Here is a 15,007-nt window from a genome sequence, read left to right as displayed (position 1 = left end):
TATGAAAAAATATGCCTATAATGACATCACTCTTATGCAGTATATTTTTTTAATCAATGGAATGCAGGTGGCCACTGGAGTTTTATCTCTCCCACGATTGCTTGCAGAAAAAGCTGGAACAGATGGATGGATAGCTATACTTATCGGCTGGGTATTCTCCACAATATCAGGTATTTTTATCGTGAAAACAGCTGCAAGATATCCCGAGGACACGCTTTACGACATTCTTATACGATTATTCGGAAAAATAGTAGGGAAAGCACTCGTTGTTATTTACATGATATATTTTGCCTTTTATTCCGGTACTATTCTTGTGAACGCTATGCTTTATCTTAAGGGATGGCTTCTTCCGAAAACGCCTGACTATATCATTATCTTTTTGTTTTCGATTCCTACCTTTCTTGTTGTACGCAACGGCCTTCGTATTATAGGGCGGTACTCTGAACTTACTTTTTATATGATGCTTTGGATTCCGCTGTTTTTTTTGATACCGCTAAAAGATGGCGGAAGCCTGCTGCCCTTCTTTCCGCTCTTAAAAGAAGGGTGGAAACCTGTATTAACAGCTGTACCGACCACTATTTTTGCTTATTTAGGGTTTGATATTGCGTTCTTTTTATATCCCTTTTTACAAAAAAAACAGTATGCAGTCCATGGAATGGTTATTGCAAACACTTTAACGATGTTATTTTATTTATTTGCTACTATTATTTGCTTTTCCTATTTTAGCCCCGATAGCATTACACAATTTAACCAACCGGTACTAAATTTACTTAAAGTAATTGAATTTCGTTTTTTAGAACGTTTTGACATGATTTTATTGGCTGTTTACTTAACCGTTGTTTCCACAGCCTGGATTCCTTGCATATACTGCGCTGTATTTTGTTCGAGCCAATTACTTGGGAAACAAGATCACAGCTCTCATGTCGTTGTTCTATTATTGCTCATTATCGGCTTCGCATTTTGGACTCGTCCTAGTTGGAATCAAGCCGAAACTTGGCAACAGGTAGTATCGAATGCTGGATTAGGATTGACGTATATATCACCTATCATTTTATGGATGTATAGCTGGGTATATGAGAAGTCTCGCTAGGGGGGGATACATTGAAAAGAAAAGTACTATGTTGTATTTTGTTATCGGTGTTCATGATGACTGGATGCTTTGATCAGACAAATGTTGAAGATGTTTCCCTTACCCTTATCCTTGGTATCGACTTAGATCGTAATAATAATTTATTGGTATATATATCAAGTCCTGTTTTTAATAAAGAAGCAAAAGTAAAAGAAGAAACTACTGGTGTGAAATCTGTTACAATTCGAAATTCTAGAGACAAATTTGATGCTACAGTTATGGCGCTAACCTCGGGAAGTAAAACACAGGTTATTTTAGTTGGAAAGCGGCTAATGAAACAAAAAAACTGGGAAAATTACCTCGATCCATTTTATCGAGACCCCAAAAATACAGTTACCACACGAGTTGTTGCTGTAGATGGACCTGTTTCGGACGTCATCTTTTATCACCCAAAAGATAAGCCCCGACTTCCTTTATATTTAACAAAACTAGTTGATACCGCCTATTTAAGAAATATCGCAGTAAAAACAACTCTTCAAAAATTACATGAACAAGTAGCAGACAAAGGGATTACAGCAAGTATTACTGAGATGAAAAAAAAGAATAAAATATGGGTGACAGGTACAGCTTTGTTGGATGAAAAAGGAAGGTATAAATTAACGCTAAAATCTGATGAAAACAAACTATTACGCATTTTGCAGCAAGAAACGAAAGGTGAGTTTCCATTTACAATTGCAATTAAACTAATGTCGGATAGCAAGGATAAAGATTGGATAAGCTTTAGTGCCCAAAATATTAAAGTAAAGACAAAGGTTAAGTATAATAATCATTTTATATTTAATATAGATGTAAAGATGAGAATCGGTATTACAGAACGACTTTTTTCGTTCAATACAAGAAAGGACGCAGCAAAATTACAAAAAGCTATTGAAACTAAGCTGGAAGCTGATTTCAAGCAATTAATAAAGAAAATACAAGCTACCAAAATCGATCCGATTGGGCTTGGGCTATATGCAAGAACTTACACGTATCCAGAATGGAAAAAAGTCCAAAATAGATGGAATAAGGCATTAGCAAAGGGCGATGTAAACGTCAAGGTAAATGTAGAAATTGGTGGGATGGGAACGATTAAGTAACATGAGCTCAACTAAGATTCGTACCAAAATTGCAAGCCCCTTCAATTTTAGAAAGGTTAATTTCTTTACTAGCTGTTTTTTCATAAAAAAACCTTCACATGTAGTATGTAAGAAGATTCCCTCATAAGTTATTTACAAATTGTAGGTGAGGAATATTTGATGCTTACTCCGACAACATTCGCCATACAAAAGAGGTTACCCGATACCAGGTAACCTCTTTTCGTTATTCTCCAATCAACTCCGACATTACATAAGCAAATACAAGCGCCTCCGTATGTGCAATCGAACTCTCATGTGTACGCTCAAATGCATGAGAAGAATCAATTCCCGCTCCAATTAGTGCGTGTTTCACATCAAATCCTGCGCAGATTGCTGCGGATGCATCTGATCCGTAGTATGGGTAAATATCTACTTTATATTCAATGTTGTTTGCTTTCGCAAGTTCAACTAAATGCTTGCGTAAACCGTAGTGGTATGGCCCGCTAGAATCTTTGGCACAAATCGATACTGTGTATTCATCTGATGCTTGACCATCTCCTAATGCTCCCATATCGACAGCTAAGTATTCTACTGTTTCTTCTGGGATGTTGGAATTACCACCATACCCGATTTCTTCATTATTAGAGATTAAGAAATGTGTTGTGTATGGCAATGTAATGTTTTCATCTTGTAATCTTTTAATTAATTTTAGTAGAATTGCCACGCTTACTTTGTCGTCTAGGTGACGTGATTTTATGTAGCCGCTCTCTGTAATTTGGACACGTGGGTCGAATGAGACAAAGTCCCCTACTTCGATTCCTAGTTCACGAACTTCATCTGCTGAAGATACGCGCTCATCGATACGAACTTCAATATTTTTTTCATCACGTTTTGCTTCACCTGCGTCTTTGTATACATGGACAGATGTTTGGTGCATTAAAATTGTACCCGTATATGTTTTTCCGCTCGCTGTTTCGATTTCGCAATATTCTCCTTCAACAGAGTTCCAGCGAAATCCGCCAATCATCGATAAGCGAAGGCGACCGTCAGATTTTATTTCTTTTACCATTGCACCTAAAGTATCAACGTGAGCAGTTAGTAAACGATGCTGCTCATCGTTCTTCCCTTTTAACGTTAAAATAAGAGCACCTTTATTGTTACGCTTCGTTTCTACATTCCACTCTTTTACGTGGTTTTCAATAAAGTTAATGATTTTTCCTGTATTTCCAGATGGGCTTGGAATGGAAACAAGCTGTTTAATTAATTCCATTGTTTCTTTTGCATGATGTGCCAATGCAGTCCCCTCCACTTTGTTTTTCTAATATTCAGTATACCTAAATTATTACAAAACCTCTACTAATAACGATGGAGATTTTTGTATATTTTACTTTTACAATTACATAATTATGGTAAAATGTTTTATAGTACATTTAACAAAGGGGATTAATTATAATGAAAGTAACGAAAAAACATGTAGAAATTGCATTAATTTGGTTTTTATCATCTTTGCTTTGTTTACAGGTTTCTTATGTTCTTCATACCTCTACTGCGATTACAATTGGATGGATGCTAACCGGAATATTTTTTATCATTGGTCTTTTTGTAACGAAAGTAAAACTAGCAAAAGCAAAACAGCAAAAAGCTCAACCTTTCTAGAAAAGGGTGAGCTTTTCATCTATATATAGTTATCAATTATCTTAACTACTTATTTTCCTGCTCTACTGGCTTGCTGAAAAAGTCGTTTAACAGCCGATCGTACAATTTCGTGTTTTTCGGTATGTTATACAATTCTCTATTCCCGTCAAGTTTCATTTGTAAAGCCCCTGTTTCTGTGTTTAGCCATAGACGATAATCCCCAACTTGATACAAATGTTTGCTGTTTTCCATGTAATGTTCTCCCTATCTAAAATAGATACTCTCTATCAAACTACTCCTCCGAAACATCCAGCAAATAAATTCCTCTTTGGAATCCACCGCGTTCTTCTTCTTTTTGCTTACGAAGACGCTCAATATCTTCAAATGTTGCGCCTTCTGCACGCGCTAGTGAGATGATGACTTCTAGTGCATCAGCCAGTGAATCTAATGCGTGTTCACGTTCTTTCATTGAGGCGAATTCACGAATTTCCTCTGTTCCGATTTTCGCTAATGCTTGTATGTATGCTTGACCAGTTAATTTTTTTGAAGTATATGTTTTTCCAGACATTAAAATCTTTTCTGGAACGAGATCTCTAACTAGTTTATTATAAGTTGACATAGTTCTACCTCCACCAAAATATCATACTTATACTATAGCATAGCTTCTTCCTCTATTTAGTAGCATCCGAGCTCTGCTTGATAGAAAAACCATCTCTTCTTTACACACGCACTAATCATATCAATCCCTGTTCCATGAGCTTGTACATGCGGAAAGAAGTAATGGTCTGATTCATTATTTTCTGTTCCATACAATGTTTGATAAGCTGCAGGAAGTGCTTCTTTCTCTATATTTCTTTCTTTCGTAATCTCCCCTCCTATAGCGACCTTTGGATACCCTTCAAAGAATAAAGCTGTGCGAACAGCAAGCGTTGGTGTGCTATGTAGAGCAAAATAAATAAGTGGTAGTAAACTGATTATACATATAATTTTTCTTTTCATCTTTTCCCTCATTACTTAAAAAAGTGCTAACACAATTATACTAAAATGTGTTAGCACTTTCTTCCTTTTTTATTCCCCTTTAAACACTGGCGGACGTTTTTCTAAAAATGCAGTAATTCCTTCTTTATGGTCAGCTGTTTTTCTCATCGCGTATTGTCCGCGCTTTTCAAGCTGAAGCGTTTGTTCTAAATTCGAACGATTGACTTCACATAGAATTTGTTTTGTTTGAATCATGGATTTAATTGGTTTTTGAAGCCATTCATTTATTTTTTGTTTCACAGCCCCTTGGAAGTTTTCTCCGATAACTTCGTCAATTAACCCAAGCTCTAGCGCTTCTGTTGCTGGTAACTTTTTACCTTCCCAAATGATTTGTTTTGCCATATTTTCACCAAGACGTTTTTGTAAGAAGAAATGCCCCCCGCCGTCTGGTATTAAAGCGATTCCAATAAAATTCATCGCAATGATAGATGAAATGTCTGCCAATACATAATCAGCTGTTAACGCAATACTTAAGCCAAGCCCCGCAGTTGGGCCATGAATTGCACTGATCACAAGTTTTGGCATTGTATATAACGTTACAACAACTTCTGAAATAGTATTCATAATACTTTCAAAGCGGCTTTCATCATTACTTGAAAGCATAGATTTAATGTCTCCACCCGCAGAAAAGCCACGTCCATTCCCGCATAATACGACAATATGCACTGAACTTTCAGCTACTTCTTTCAGCTTTGCTAACAATTCTTGCAGCGTAGGTTCATCTAACGCATTTAATACTTCTGGGCGATTCATCATAATCGTTGCTACTCGTCCTTCATATTTCACAACTACAGACTCGGCTTTGCTTTTTACTTCCATTATATATCCCTCTTTCTTCCTTAAAGATTATACTTATATAATTAAAGAAAAGAGGTGTAAAACCCTTCTTTTTTCGTAATTTTCTGTCTAATGCACTCGAAAATTTATATATTCCCTATTATAATGAAAGAAAATAACTTCTTTTCAAGAGATTTTCCGCATAGCCTCGTCTATTTACCATTATAATAAAATGGTGTATTCTTATGTTGATGTATCAAATAGACATAGAAATTCGTTCATCCAATCACGCGAAAATGAAGAAATGGAGGAAAACATGGTTAACAAGTTGAAACAAACGAATAACTACTTCCCACATTTCCTGTTACTATTCATCGTGTTGCAACCAATTTTAGATTTATTAACATCTTTCTCTATCTATACATTACATATGAGTGCGACAGTCGGAATTGTAGTAAGATTTGCCTTTATGACTCTCGCTTTAGGATATCTACTTTTCAATTGGAAACAACCTGGTAATAAGAAATATATTTTCTATCTAGTCTTGCTTGGTATCGTACTTGCTGCTGGGCTTGTCAACAATATGATCGTCAAGCACCCCGTTTCTTTTGGCGAGGAAATTAAATTCATTTTGAAAAGTACATATCCAGTCGTTTTATTGTTTGGATATATTCTTGTATTTAAAGAACTAAAAGATAAACAGTATGCTTCTGATAAACTCATTACATATTTCTTATATGCAACGTTAATTGTAAGTATGGTTATGATTGTATCTATAGCATCCGGAACAGATTTCTCAAGTTATTCATACGAAAAAACCGGCTCTAGAGGATGGTTCTTCGCGGGAAATGAATTGAGTTCTATTTTAGCAATCACGTTCCCAATGGTTGTACTCTACTCTGTACAGAAAACAACTTCTTTTTCTAAAGTATACTACTGGATTCCAACAATTTTAGCGATGTATGCCAGTATTATGGTCGGAACAAAAGTGGGCTATGGAGCAATTATCCTTACACTAGGCGTTGCACTTCTCTTTTCTATTATTGAATATATGATGCAACGTAAAAAAGTAGGTAAAGGAATTACACATCTTGTTAATATCTTTGTTGCTCTTGTTGTACTAGGTGGTTTATTGGCAGTCACACCACTTACTCCTATTGCAAAAAATATGGGCATTCATTTACAAATATATGAAGATAAAAAATTAGCAAGCGAAGAACAAGCAAGAAGAGAAGGTAAAGTAATTACAGAGGATCCTGAAGAAGCCAAAAGACGTGCAGAAGGAAAATTAACAAGTGGAGAAATGAATAGTTTAATTTATAGTGACCGTGATAAATTCTTACAAGTGTATAAACAATACTATAAAGAGGCCCCTACATCACAAAAGTTATTCGGTATGGGATACGCAGGAAACTATAAAGATAAAGATGCAGTTAAACTAATTGAAATGGACTTTCATGATTTATTCTTTTCATTTGGAATCATTGGTTTTCTGCTTTATCTGTTACCATTTGTTTATTTCGGCATTCGATTATTCATTCGCATCATTACGAATTTCAAATCCATTATAACTGTAAGATATATGCTCCTTGCCAGTGTGCTAGTACTAGCACTAGGTATTGCCTTTACGGCTGGACATGTATTAACCGCACCAGCTGTTAGTATTTTCTTTGTCGTAATATTAGCCTATGTCATTGTTGATTTGAAAGCAGATTAAGAAAACTCTACAAGCAGCATCCAATTATGTGGATGCTGCTTTTCATCATTACAATTCTACTTTTCTTTCACCATTTGTAACTTTTTTCTTTGTTCATCATTTGCCAAACTTAGCAGCGTCTTTTCAACATGCGGTTGTAAGCGCTCAAGCGTTACACTTGCACCCATTTTCTCCGTATGATCCACAAAGTTTAATAGCGCCATCGCTCCTGAAGTATCCATATACTGCACGTCATTCAAACGTAATGTCAAATGAGATTTCACTTCTTGCAAAGAAGAGAAAATACGGTCAACAGATAAAAAGGAAAGCGGTCCCCGAATCATATACATTGCCTCTTGCCCTTCTTCTTTTATAATAGAAGCTTTTCGTTCTTTACATTGCACCATATATAAAATGAAGGAAAGCACTATGCCAAACGCAACCGCAATCATTAAATCAAATTTCACTGTAATCACCATCGTTAAAAGCATAACGACAGTATCACCTTTTGGGGCTACACGCATCTTTTTCATGCTATCCCAGTCAAACATTCCGATACCTGTCAAAATTAAAATACCCGATAGTACTGCAAGTGGAATATATTGTACAACTGTACCAAGCCCCATAATGAAAATAAATAAAATGATGCTATGCATACAAGCTGACAATGCTGTTTTCCCGCCACTTCTTATATTCACAATCGATCTTACAGTTGCTCCTGCTCCTGCTAATCCGCCAAATAATCCACTCATGATATTCCCTAACCCTTGGCCAATCAATTCTTTATTACTTTTATGGCGCGTACCTGTTACGTTATCCATCACAACAGATGTTAATAAAGAGTCAATTGATCCTAATAAAGCAATACTAAGCGCTGGAAAAATAAGTTCAAGAACTACTGATCCACTAAAAGGTGGTAAGTGAAGAGAAGGCACCGCTTCTGGAATTGCTCCAATTTTTTCAATCATCTTGTTTAGCGGAATCGTTCCCACAATAGGTAATTGAATCGTAAGTCCTTGTAATACATGCGAAAATAACGGCAACGTTGCTGTAACCCCAACTAATGCAACTAAGCTCGCCGGAATCGCTTTAATCCACTTTCCTGCAACAAGCATAACGAGAATGGTCAAAAGAACCAGTAAAAAACTATTCTTCACATGCTTCATTTCACCTAAAATAATAATAAGTGCAATTCCATTCATAAACCCTGAAACGACGGAATATGGAATATAGCGTATATAAGATCCAAGCTTGCATACACCAAATAAAATTTGAAACAACCCGCCCATCATAAATGCGATAAAACTCGCTTCGAGTCCATGAGTTGCGATAACTCCTGTCGCAATCACCGTAATTGGACCTGTAGGACCTGTTACTTGCCCTGCTGTGCCACCAAACAACGCTGCAAATAATCCCGCAAAAATCGCACCATACAATCCGACTAACGCCCCTTCAGATGTCCCCGTTGCGGCAATCCCAAATGCAATTGCGAGCGGCAGTGCAACAATCGCCACGGTAAAACCCGCTAAACATTCTTTTGCTATTTTTTGAACCATAAAAAAACCACCTCTGTATAATGTCCACGTTCCATTGTAACGGGAGAAAGGCGCATTCGTCAGTACCTTTTAGAATAAACTCTTTACAGTATCGTGAAGTAACCGCCTTCATTTTTCACATTCCCTTCTCGCTAACGCTTTAGAAAAAAATCCCCCTATGCTATAATGAACGGATTAAATCTTTTACTATATATTTGGAGGCAATATGCTAACTTTTGAAGAAAAATTATCGATTATCGAATCTTTCCCGCAATTAGAAAGAAAAAATGTATCATTAAAACGTGTGAACTTTCACTTTGAAGAAAGTCGCTTAGACAAAAAGAACGTTGTTTATCATTTACATCCAAATGGGAATGGTTTCGTATACGCTAGCGGCATTCGCGGCTATAAAACAGACGATAAAGGCATGGTTAACATCCGTGAATTTTCAGCAGACGAACTACGCTCATTAATCCAAAAATCAATTGAACTTCTATCCCAAGAGCCCGAAGAAGTAGTCGCACAGGCTGCACCTACTAAAGAAGAAGAATGGCATAATGAAGACGGCCATATTCTTACTCTTATCCAAGAAGACGATATGTGGAATGTGTACGCAGGTAATAACTTAGACGGAACATTCAATTCTTATCCAGAAGCTGCAGAATACCTTGATGAAGAAGGTTTCTCACGCAAATAAAAAAATGCCTTTCCAAATTGGAAAGGCATTTTTTTTATTGTTTAGCACCTTTTAATGACTCTCTAAGTACAAATTTCTGTAGCTTCCCACTCGCATTACGAGGAAGTTCATCTGCAAATACGTAGTGGCGTGGTCGTTTATAGTCTGCTAATCCATCACTTTCTTTACAATATTTTTCTAAATCTGCCGCTGTAATATGTTCATCCTTTTTGACCACTACCGCAACAACACGTTCACCCCATAGTTCATCCGGTTCACCAAGTACTGCAACATCCAGTATACTAGGATGACTATGCAAGAAATCTTCAATTTCACGCGGATAAATATTTACTCCACCACTTATAACCATATCGTCAACACGATCTGCTACATATAGATAACCATCTTTGTCAAAATAACCGAGATCACCTGAATGGTACCATCCTTTATACATAGACTTTGCTGTTGCTTCTTCACGATTATGATATCCTGCCATCATAGTTGGTCCACGTGAAATAATTTCTCCCACTTCATAAGGTGGTAACACGTCATCTGGTTCTGCCGGCCCCTCTTCGTTCGGTTTTACAATTCGAATTTCGTGACTAAAACAAGGCGTTCCAGCTGAACCAGCTTTCGTAATTTGATCTTCTTCTACTAAGAATGCAATAACGGGACCCATCTCTGTCATTCCATAAATTTGAACAAGATCGATATGCAGACGCTCTTTACATTCTTTTACGAGCGCTGGTGCCATCGCAGCTCCGCCATATACTCCAATTTTCATCGACCGTAATTCATATTGTGATAAATCCTCTTGTAACAGCATATTCCACATCGTTGGTGCTCCAAAAAATGTTGTAATCTTTTCCTTTTGAATTGTATGTAAAACCGTCTCTGTATCAAAGTGATGTAAAATGATATTTTTCCCGCCAACTTGAATTCTTGGTATGATACCAGCATTTAATTCACCGCAATGGTACAGCGGTGCTACTACAAGGCCAATACTATCACGGTTATATTTTAAGAAATACGTACAAATCATACTATGTTCAGCCATATCACGATGACGATGTAGCACCCCTTTTGGATGACCCGTCGTACCGCTCGTATAGAGCATCGAACAATAATCTGTTTCCTCAACGACAATATCCACTGCCTCAGATGAAGCTGCATTTACCTTTTCATGATAAGAAGCAGCGTATGAAGGCGCGTCATCTTCTATGTACCAAAAAGAACTATTTGGGAAATCCCGTTCAATGGCAGCAACTGTCTGTTCAACGTCTTTTTCAAATACAACGACTTTTGAGGATGCGTCCATGAGGATATAAGCTACTTCTTTTGCTTTTAAACGGAAATTAATCGGATTGAAAATCGCACCGATTTTAGCACAAGCGAGATAAACGTTTACAAATTCATGACAGTTATATAAATAAACAGATACAGTATCTCCTTTTTTCACACCTTCTGCTAATAATGCTTGCGCCGTCTTATTGATCTGTTCATCCCATTCTTTATATGTCCAACGAATGTTCTTTTCTGGTTCTACTAACGCTTCTTTATTTGCATATTTCCCTACCGTTAAATCAAAAATCCTCCCAATCGTCATATACATGTCAAAATATGCCCCCTTTTAACTTTCATAATTCTATCATTTCGTCTATAAGTAGACATTTCCTCTACATTTTTACCTTCTTTTTCTGATCATTCTCGACATCGTTTTACAAATATATATCCATTTTGATTTGTAGGCATACACGTATCTGCTATGAAAACAAAAGGAGTTCTCCGCTCATTTTCTCCCTTTTCTTTTACTTGGCTTGGGGCTAAAAAACAATGATCTCTTCTATGCATGGACGGATTCTCTCTTCCATCCAAAGAATGATTTTGAGTTACTTGTTAACAAATTTGGACATTCACTTGACCCGTATTTTCCAAAAGATTGGGATGAGCGACTTAAACTTTTTAAAATATTATTTAAACAATAGCTCATTTATATAAAAAAGAGACTGAAACCTAAAAACTCGCAATATGCGAACCTTTAGGCCAGCCTCTTATCCCGCTTTAACGGGCCGTAATACTCCCACCTTAAATTTTAGCAGAAGCCAAGAAGTTAGGTGTGAGATAAACTGCCCGTAAAAGCCCGATTGGTTCAACTAATAATCCATGGGGGATGAGAAAAACCCCCACGGATTAAAGTTTCACTTTAAGAGAATAGCTCTTTTAAAATTTCAAGCTTATCCTCTGTATATTTGATATAACCATCATTATATGATTTCGGATCTTTCGGATTTGCAAAATGCGTAATTGCTCCTGTCTCTGGATGAACAAATTTACTTGATGCACCGCAGCCAAGACCGATAATAGATTGTACTTCTTCCATAATCACGATATTATAAATACTTTCTTGCGATGGCATCGCATAGCCAACATTTTCTAAGTTACCTAAAATGTTCTTTTGGCGGTATAAATAATATGGTACGTAGTTATGATTCTTCGTCCACTCTTCAGCCTCATGCATCATCGCTGTAATTTCTTCACGACCTGCCACTTTATATTTACGCTTATTTTGCGTCATTTCAGAAGCACGCTTAAATGATAATGTGTGAACTGTTAATGATTCCGGCATTAACTTTTCCGTTTCATCTAACGTATGTTTAAAAATATCTAGCCCTTCACCTGGAAGACCAATAATTAAGTCCATATTGATATTGTTCATTCCCATTTGACGTGCTAAATGATACTTTTCAATCGTTTCTTCCACCGTATGATGGCGCCCGATTGCTTTTAACGTTTCTTGATGGTACGACTGTGGATTAATACTAATGCGGTCGATATTCCATTTATTTAATACTTCTAGTTTTTCTGGCGTAATCGTATCAGGACGACCTGCCTCAACTGTTACTTCGCGTACTTCTTTCACATCCGGGAACGATTGGTACATTTCTTCATACAACATGTCCATCTCTTCTGCTGTAATACTTGTTGGCGTACCGCCTCCGTAATAAATCGTTGTAACCTTAACACCTTTTTCTTTTAGGAACTTACCAATTTCACGGACTTCGTAGTGTAAGCCTCCTAAGAAAGAATCAACCGATCCTTGACGTCCATTAATCGCATACGCTGGGAATGTACAATATGCACATTTTGTCGGACAGAACGGAATACCGATATAAATACTTACTTCTTCTTTCAAACGATATAAATCTGGAACAACCGCTAATTGACAGTCCACGATGCGCTGCAGAAGTTCAATTTTTTCTTCATGAATTAAATAGCTTTCACGAAGTTCTTTATGCGCTTCTTCTTTTGACATGCCATTTTGAAGCATTTTATGAAGAAGTTTCGTTGGACGTACTCCTGTTAAAATCCCCCAACTTTGCTCAATTCCAGTTAGCTGTTGCAAGACAGAAAGATACACATATGAAACAACATGTTTTACTTGTTTCACACGTTCTTTTTCTACTGTGAAGGAAGATAAATCTTTTTCAAACGTTTCTTCATATACATTTCCAGTTGCAACGTCTGTTAAACGTGCTGAAGCTGTCACGTTTCCTTCTATCTTTATTTCAACAATAAGATTCGCATCTTCTTTCTCAAATCCTATCGTGCTTTCTTCAAAAAATAAGCCGCTAATATTTTGTAGCGGACGTAAAAAACGATCATCTTGTAACGTTTTTATTGAAATTAACAACACTTATCACCTTTTCATTTGTAAACTCTCTTTAGTTTACTTGAAGGGTGACTAGAGGTCAATATAGAAGCTTTTCCTCATTTTCCCGGAAAGACAAACACTAAGAAACGCAGCTTTCAGGCTGCGTTCTTTCGTCATCTTGTCACCATTTATGAACCTGCGAGTGATTTTTTAAAAATGGAAGTGGAAATTGCTTTCGAAAATGTTCCTTAATCATATATTCCACTCCGTTTTCACTATTGGAACGTGTAATCCAATCTGCTGCTTGCTTCAATGGAATAGGTGCATCTCCCATTGCAACTCCTAATCCAACGCCCGCGATGACATCTAAATCTTCCAAACTATCTCCAATTGCCACCATTTCATTCAATTCAATCCCAAGGTGTTCCCCTAATAATTGCAATCCTCTTAATTTCGATACATGAAGCGGAAGAATTTCTACCCTTCCCCCATCGGATTCTATATACTCGACATTTTCAAATGCTTTTTTCAACGTTTTAAGCGCGCGTTCTCTTTCTCCTCTACTTGCAAAGACAACATCAATTTTCGGAGCTGTAACAGGTTGATCACGCAGTACGTCACCTAATGAATCTACAAATTGAACAGGATAAAATAACGGATCCGAACTTGATAATACAGTGCGCGCAATTAAGTTTGGTGTATTCCGCTCACGGTTACCAATAGAAAAACGTTCATGTGAAATACGGATATTACATTCAAAATGTTCAAGCACTTGCACGATATTAAACGTTTTTTCCTCTGATAATCGGTTTTGAACGAGTGGTTTATCTAATGAAGCAGAAATAAAAGCACCGCTATGCGTAATTAATATAGAATCTAGTTTTAATGACTTTGCTATTTTATGAGCCGATTGAAAGTGCCGACTTGTAAACAGCGTAACATATACACCTTTTCGTTTGACAAAATCAATAGCTTCTCGTGTTCCTTTTGATATCTTCCCATTTTTCTGCAGGAGCGTCCCATCTATATTAAGAGCCAACAAGCGATAAATCACGTCGCATTCCTCCTCTTAGCTGCTTTTACTCTATCCATAATTTATGAACTAAATTTGTTAATTAGAACGAGTTAGAATTTCGTACACAAATTTGGTTTAATATATACGTATATCATCAGTAAAGGAGATACCAATATGAAAGCACCTCCTTCCTTTTATGAGGGCGATACATTAGAAATTGCTAAAAATTTACTTGGTCATAAACTTGTACATATAGTAGATGGAATAAAACGAAGTGGATTCATTGTAGAAGTAGAAGCGTATAAAGGACCAGATGATAAAGCGGCACATAGCTATGGAGGAAGACGAACCGAGCGAACGGAAGTTATGTTTGGCGCACCAGGACATGCTTATGTATATCTCATCTATGGTATGTATCATTGTTTTAATGTCATTACAGCTCCAGTTGGTACCCCGCAAGGCGTTCTGATTCGGGCATTAGAGCCAGTCGATGGAATAGAAGACATGAAAATGGCACGTTACGGTAAAACAGAGCTTACGAAATCACAATACAAAAATGTAACGAACGGACCTGGAAAGCTATGCCGCGCACTTGGCATTACTTTAGAAGAACGTGGCTTATCCTTACAAGGTGATGAATTATATATTGAATTGGTGCCAGAAGCAGAACACCTATCTTCTCAATATGAGATTGTAACAGGCCCACGCATCAATATTGGCTATGCAGAAGAAGCTGTTCATTATCCTTGGCGGTTTTATTTTAAGGGACATCCATTTGTCTCTAAATGAAAAAGAAGCC

15 protein-coding genes are annotated in these 15,007 nt (G+C 36.9%); 6 read left to right on the top strand and 9 right to left on the bottom strand.

Features of this window, described 5'->3' with window-relative positions:
• Position 1: 1 nt before the first annotated feature.
• Positions 2–1,090, top strand: a complete 1,089-nt coding sequence (locus ACM6HU_RS03225) for a GerAB/ArcD/ProY family transporter (RefSeq protein WP_016113290.1) — start codon at positions 2–4, stop codon at positions 1,088–1,090.
• A gap of 11 nt (positions 1,091–1,101) precedes the next feature.
• Entirely contained in the window at positions 1,102–2,205 is a 1,104-nt protein-coding gene (locus ACM6HU_RS03220) for a Ger(x)C family spore germination protein (RefSeq protein ID WP_016133157.1), read from the top strand.
• Positions 2,206–2,428: 223 nt separating this feature from the next.
• Here the strand turns inward: ACM6HU_RS03220 and ACM6HU_RS03215 are convergent, their stop codons facing one another.
• The gene (locus ACM6HU_RS03215) at positions 2,429–3,478 is read right to left on the bottom strand and encodes a M42 family metallopeptidase (protein WP_016133158.1); all 1,050 of its coding nucleotides are present in this window, start codon (positions 3,476–3,478) and stop codon (positions 2,429–2,431) included.
• Between the two features lie 158 nt (positions 3,479–3,636).
• Between ACM6HU_RS03215 and ACM6HU_RS03210 the strand changes: the two genes are divergently transcribed.
• Entirely contained in the window at positions 3,637–3,840 is a 204-nt protein-coding gene (locus ACM6HU_RS03210; RefSeq protein ID WP_016113287.1) for a hypothetical protein, read from the top strand.
• Positions 3,841–3,885: 45 nt separating this feature from the next.
• On the opposite strand, the gene ACM6HU_RS03205 is transcribed toward ACM6HU_RS03210, so the two are convergent.
• The 4 genes from ACM6HU_RS03205 to ACM6HU_RS03190 all read right to left on the bottom strand — a co-directional run bounded on the left by ACM6HU_RS03205 (position 3,886) and on the right by ACM6HU_RS03190 (position 5,676).
• Positions 3,886–4,071 (bottom strand): hypothetical protein, encoded by a 186-nt coding sequence (locus ACM6HU_RS03205; RefSeq protein ID WP_000431742.1) that lies wholly within the window; start codon positions 4,069–4,071, stop codon positions 3,886–3,888.
• A 40-nt stretch (positions 4,072–4,111) separates the two neighbouring features.
• Positions 4,112–4,438: a nucleoside triphosphate pyrophosphohydrolase gene (locus tag ACM6HU_RS03200; protein WP_003195533.1), complete on the bottom strand. Its 327-nt coding sequence runs from the start codon at positions 4,436–4,438 to the stop codon at positions 4,112–4,114.
• Positions 4,439–4,494: 56 nt separating this feature from the next.
• Positions 4,495–4,818, bottom strand: a complete 324-nt coding sequence (locus tag ACM6HU_RS03195) for a hypothetical protein (RefSeq protein ID WP_016113286.1) — start codon at positions 4,816–4,818, stop codon at positions 4,495–4,497.
• A gap of 69 nt (positions 4,819–4,887) precedes the next feature.
• Positions 4,888–5,676, bottom strand: a complete 789-nt coding sequence (locus ACM6HU_RS03190) for an enoyl-CoA hydratase (RefSeq protein ID WP_016113285.1) — start codon at positions 5,674–5,676, stop codon at positions 4,888–4,890.
• Positions 5,677–5,950: 274 nt separating this feature from the next.
• On the opposite strand from ACM6HU_RS03190, the gene ACM6HU_RS03185 reads away from it, so the two are divergent.
• Entirely contained in the window at positions 5,951–7,351 is a 1,401-nt protein-coding gene (locus ACM6HU_RS03185; protein WP_016133160.1) for an O-antigen ligase family protein, read from the top strand.
• A gap of 56 nt (positions 7,352–7,407) precedes the next feature.
• Here ACM6HU_RS03185 and ACM6HU_RS03180 read toward each other — a convergent pair whose 3' ends face one another.
• Positions 7,408–8,886, bottom strand: coding sequence for a SulP family inorganic anion transporter (locus tag ACM6HU_RS03180; protein WP_016113283.1), 1,479 nt, complete (start codon positions 8,884–8,886; stop codon positions 7,408–7,410).
• Positions 8,887–9,091: 205 nt separating this feature from the next.
• Here ACM6HU_RS03180 and ACM6HU_RS03175 point away from each other — a divergent pair, with 205 nt between their 5' ends.
• Positions 9,092–9,562, top strand: coding sequence for a hypothetical protein (locus tag ACM6HU_RS03175; RefSeq protein ID WP_016113282.1), 471 nt, complete (start codon positions 9,092–9,094; stop codon positions 9,560–9,562).
• 34 nt (positions 9,563–9,596) lie between these two features.
• Here ACM6HU_RS03175 and ACM6HU_RS03170 read toward each other — a convergent pair whose 3' ends face one another.
• From ACM6HU_RS03170 to ACM6HU_RS03160, 3 genes are all read right to left on the bottom strand, one after another.
• Complete coding sequence (locus tag ACM6HU_RS03170) at positions 9,597–11,153, bottom strand: fatty acid--CoA ligase (RefSeq protein WP_016113281.1); 1,557 nt, start codon at positions 11,151–11,153, stop codon at positions 9,597–9,599.
• A gap of 591 nt (positions 11,154–11,744) precedes the next feature.
• Positions 11,745–13,235, bottom strand: coding sequence for a coproporphyrinogen III oxidase (locus ACM6HU_RS03165; protein WP_016113280.1), 1,491 nt, complete (start codon positions 13,233–13,235; stop codon positions 11,745–11,747).
• A 139-nt stretch (positions 13,236–13,374) separates the two neighbouring features.
• Complete coding sequence (locus ACM6HU_RS03160) at positions 13,375–14,247, bottom strand: Cof-type HAD-IIB family hydrolase (RefSeq protein WP_016113279.1); 873 nt, start codon at positions 14,245–14,247, stop codon at positions 13,375–13,377.
• Positions 14,248–14,382: 135 nt separating this feature from the next.
• Here ACM6HU_RS03160 and ACM6HU_RS03155 point away from each other — a divergent pair, with 135 nt between their 5' ends.
• Positions 14,383–14,997 (top strand): DNA-3-methyladenine glycosylase, encoded by a 615-nt coding sequence (locus ACM6HU_RS03155; protein WP_016113278.1) that lies wholly within the window; start codon positions 14,383–14,385, stop codon positions 14,995–14,997.
• Positions 14,998–15,007: the final 10 nt, after the last annotated feature.

It is taken from the genome of Bacillus sp. IT-79MI2, assembly GCF_949768135.1.
Lineage (GTDB): Bacteria > Bacillota > Bacilli > Bacillales > Bacillaceae_G > Bacillus_A > Bacillus_A pseudomycoides.
Note: the sequence above shows the minus strand (reverse complement) of the source record. Positions and strands in the feature narration are given on the sequence as shown.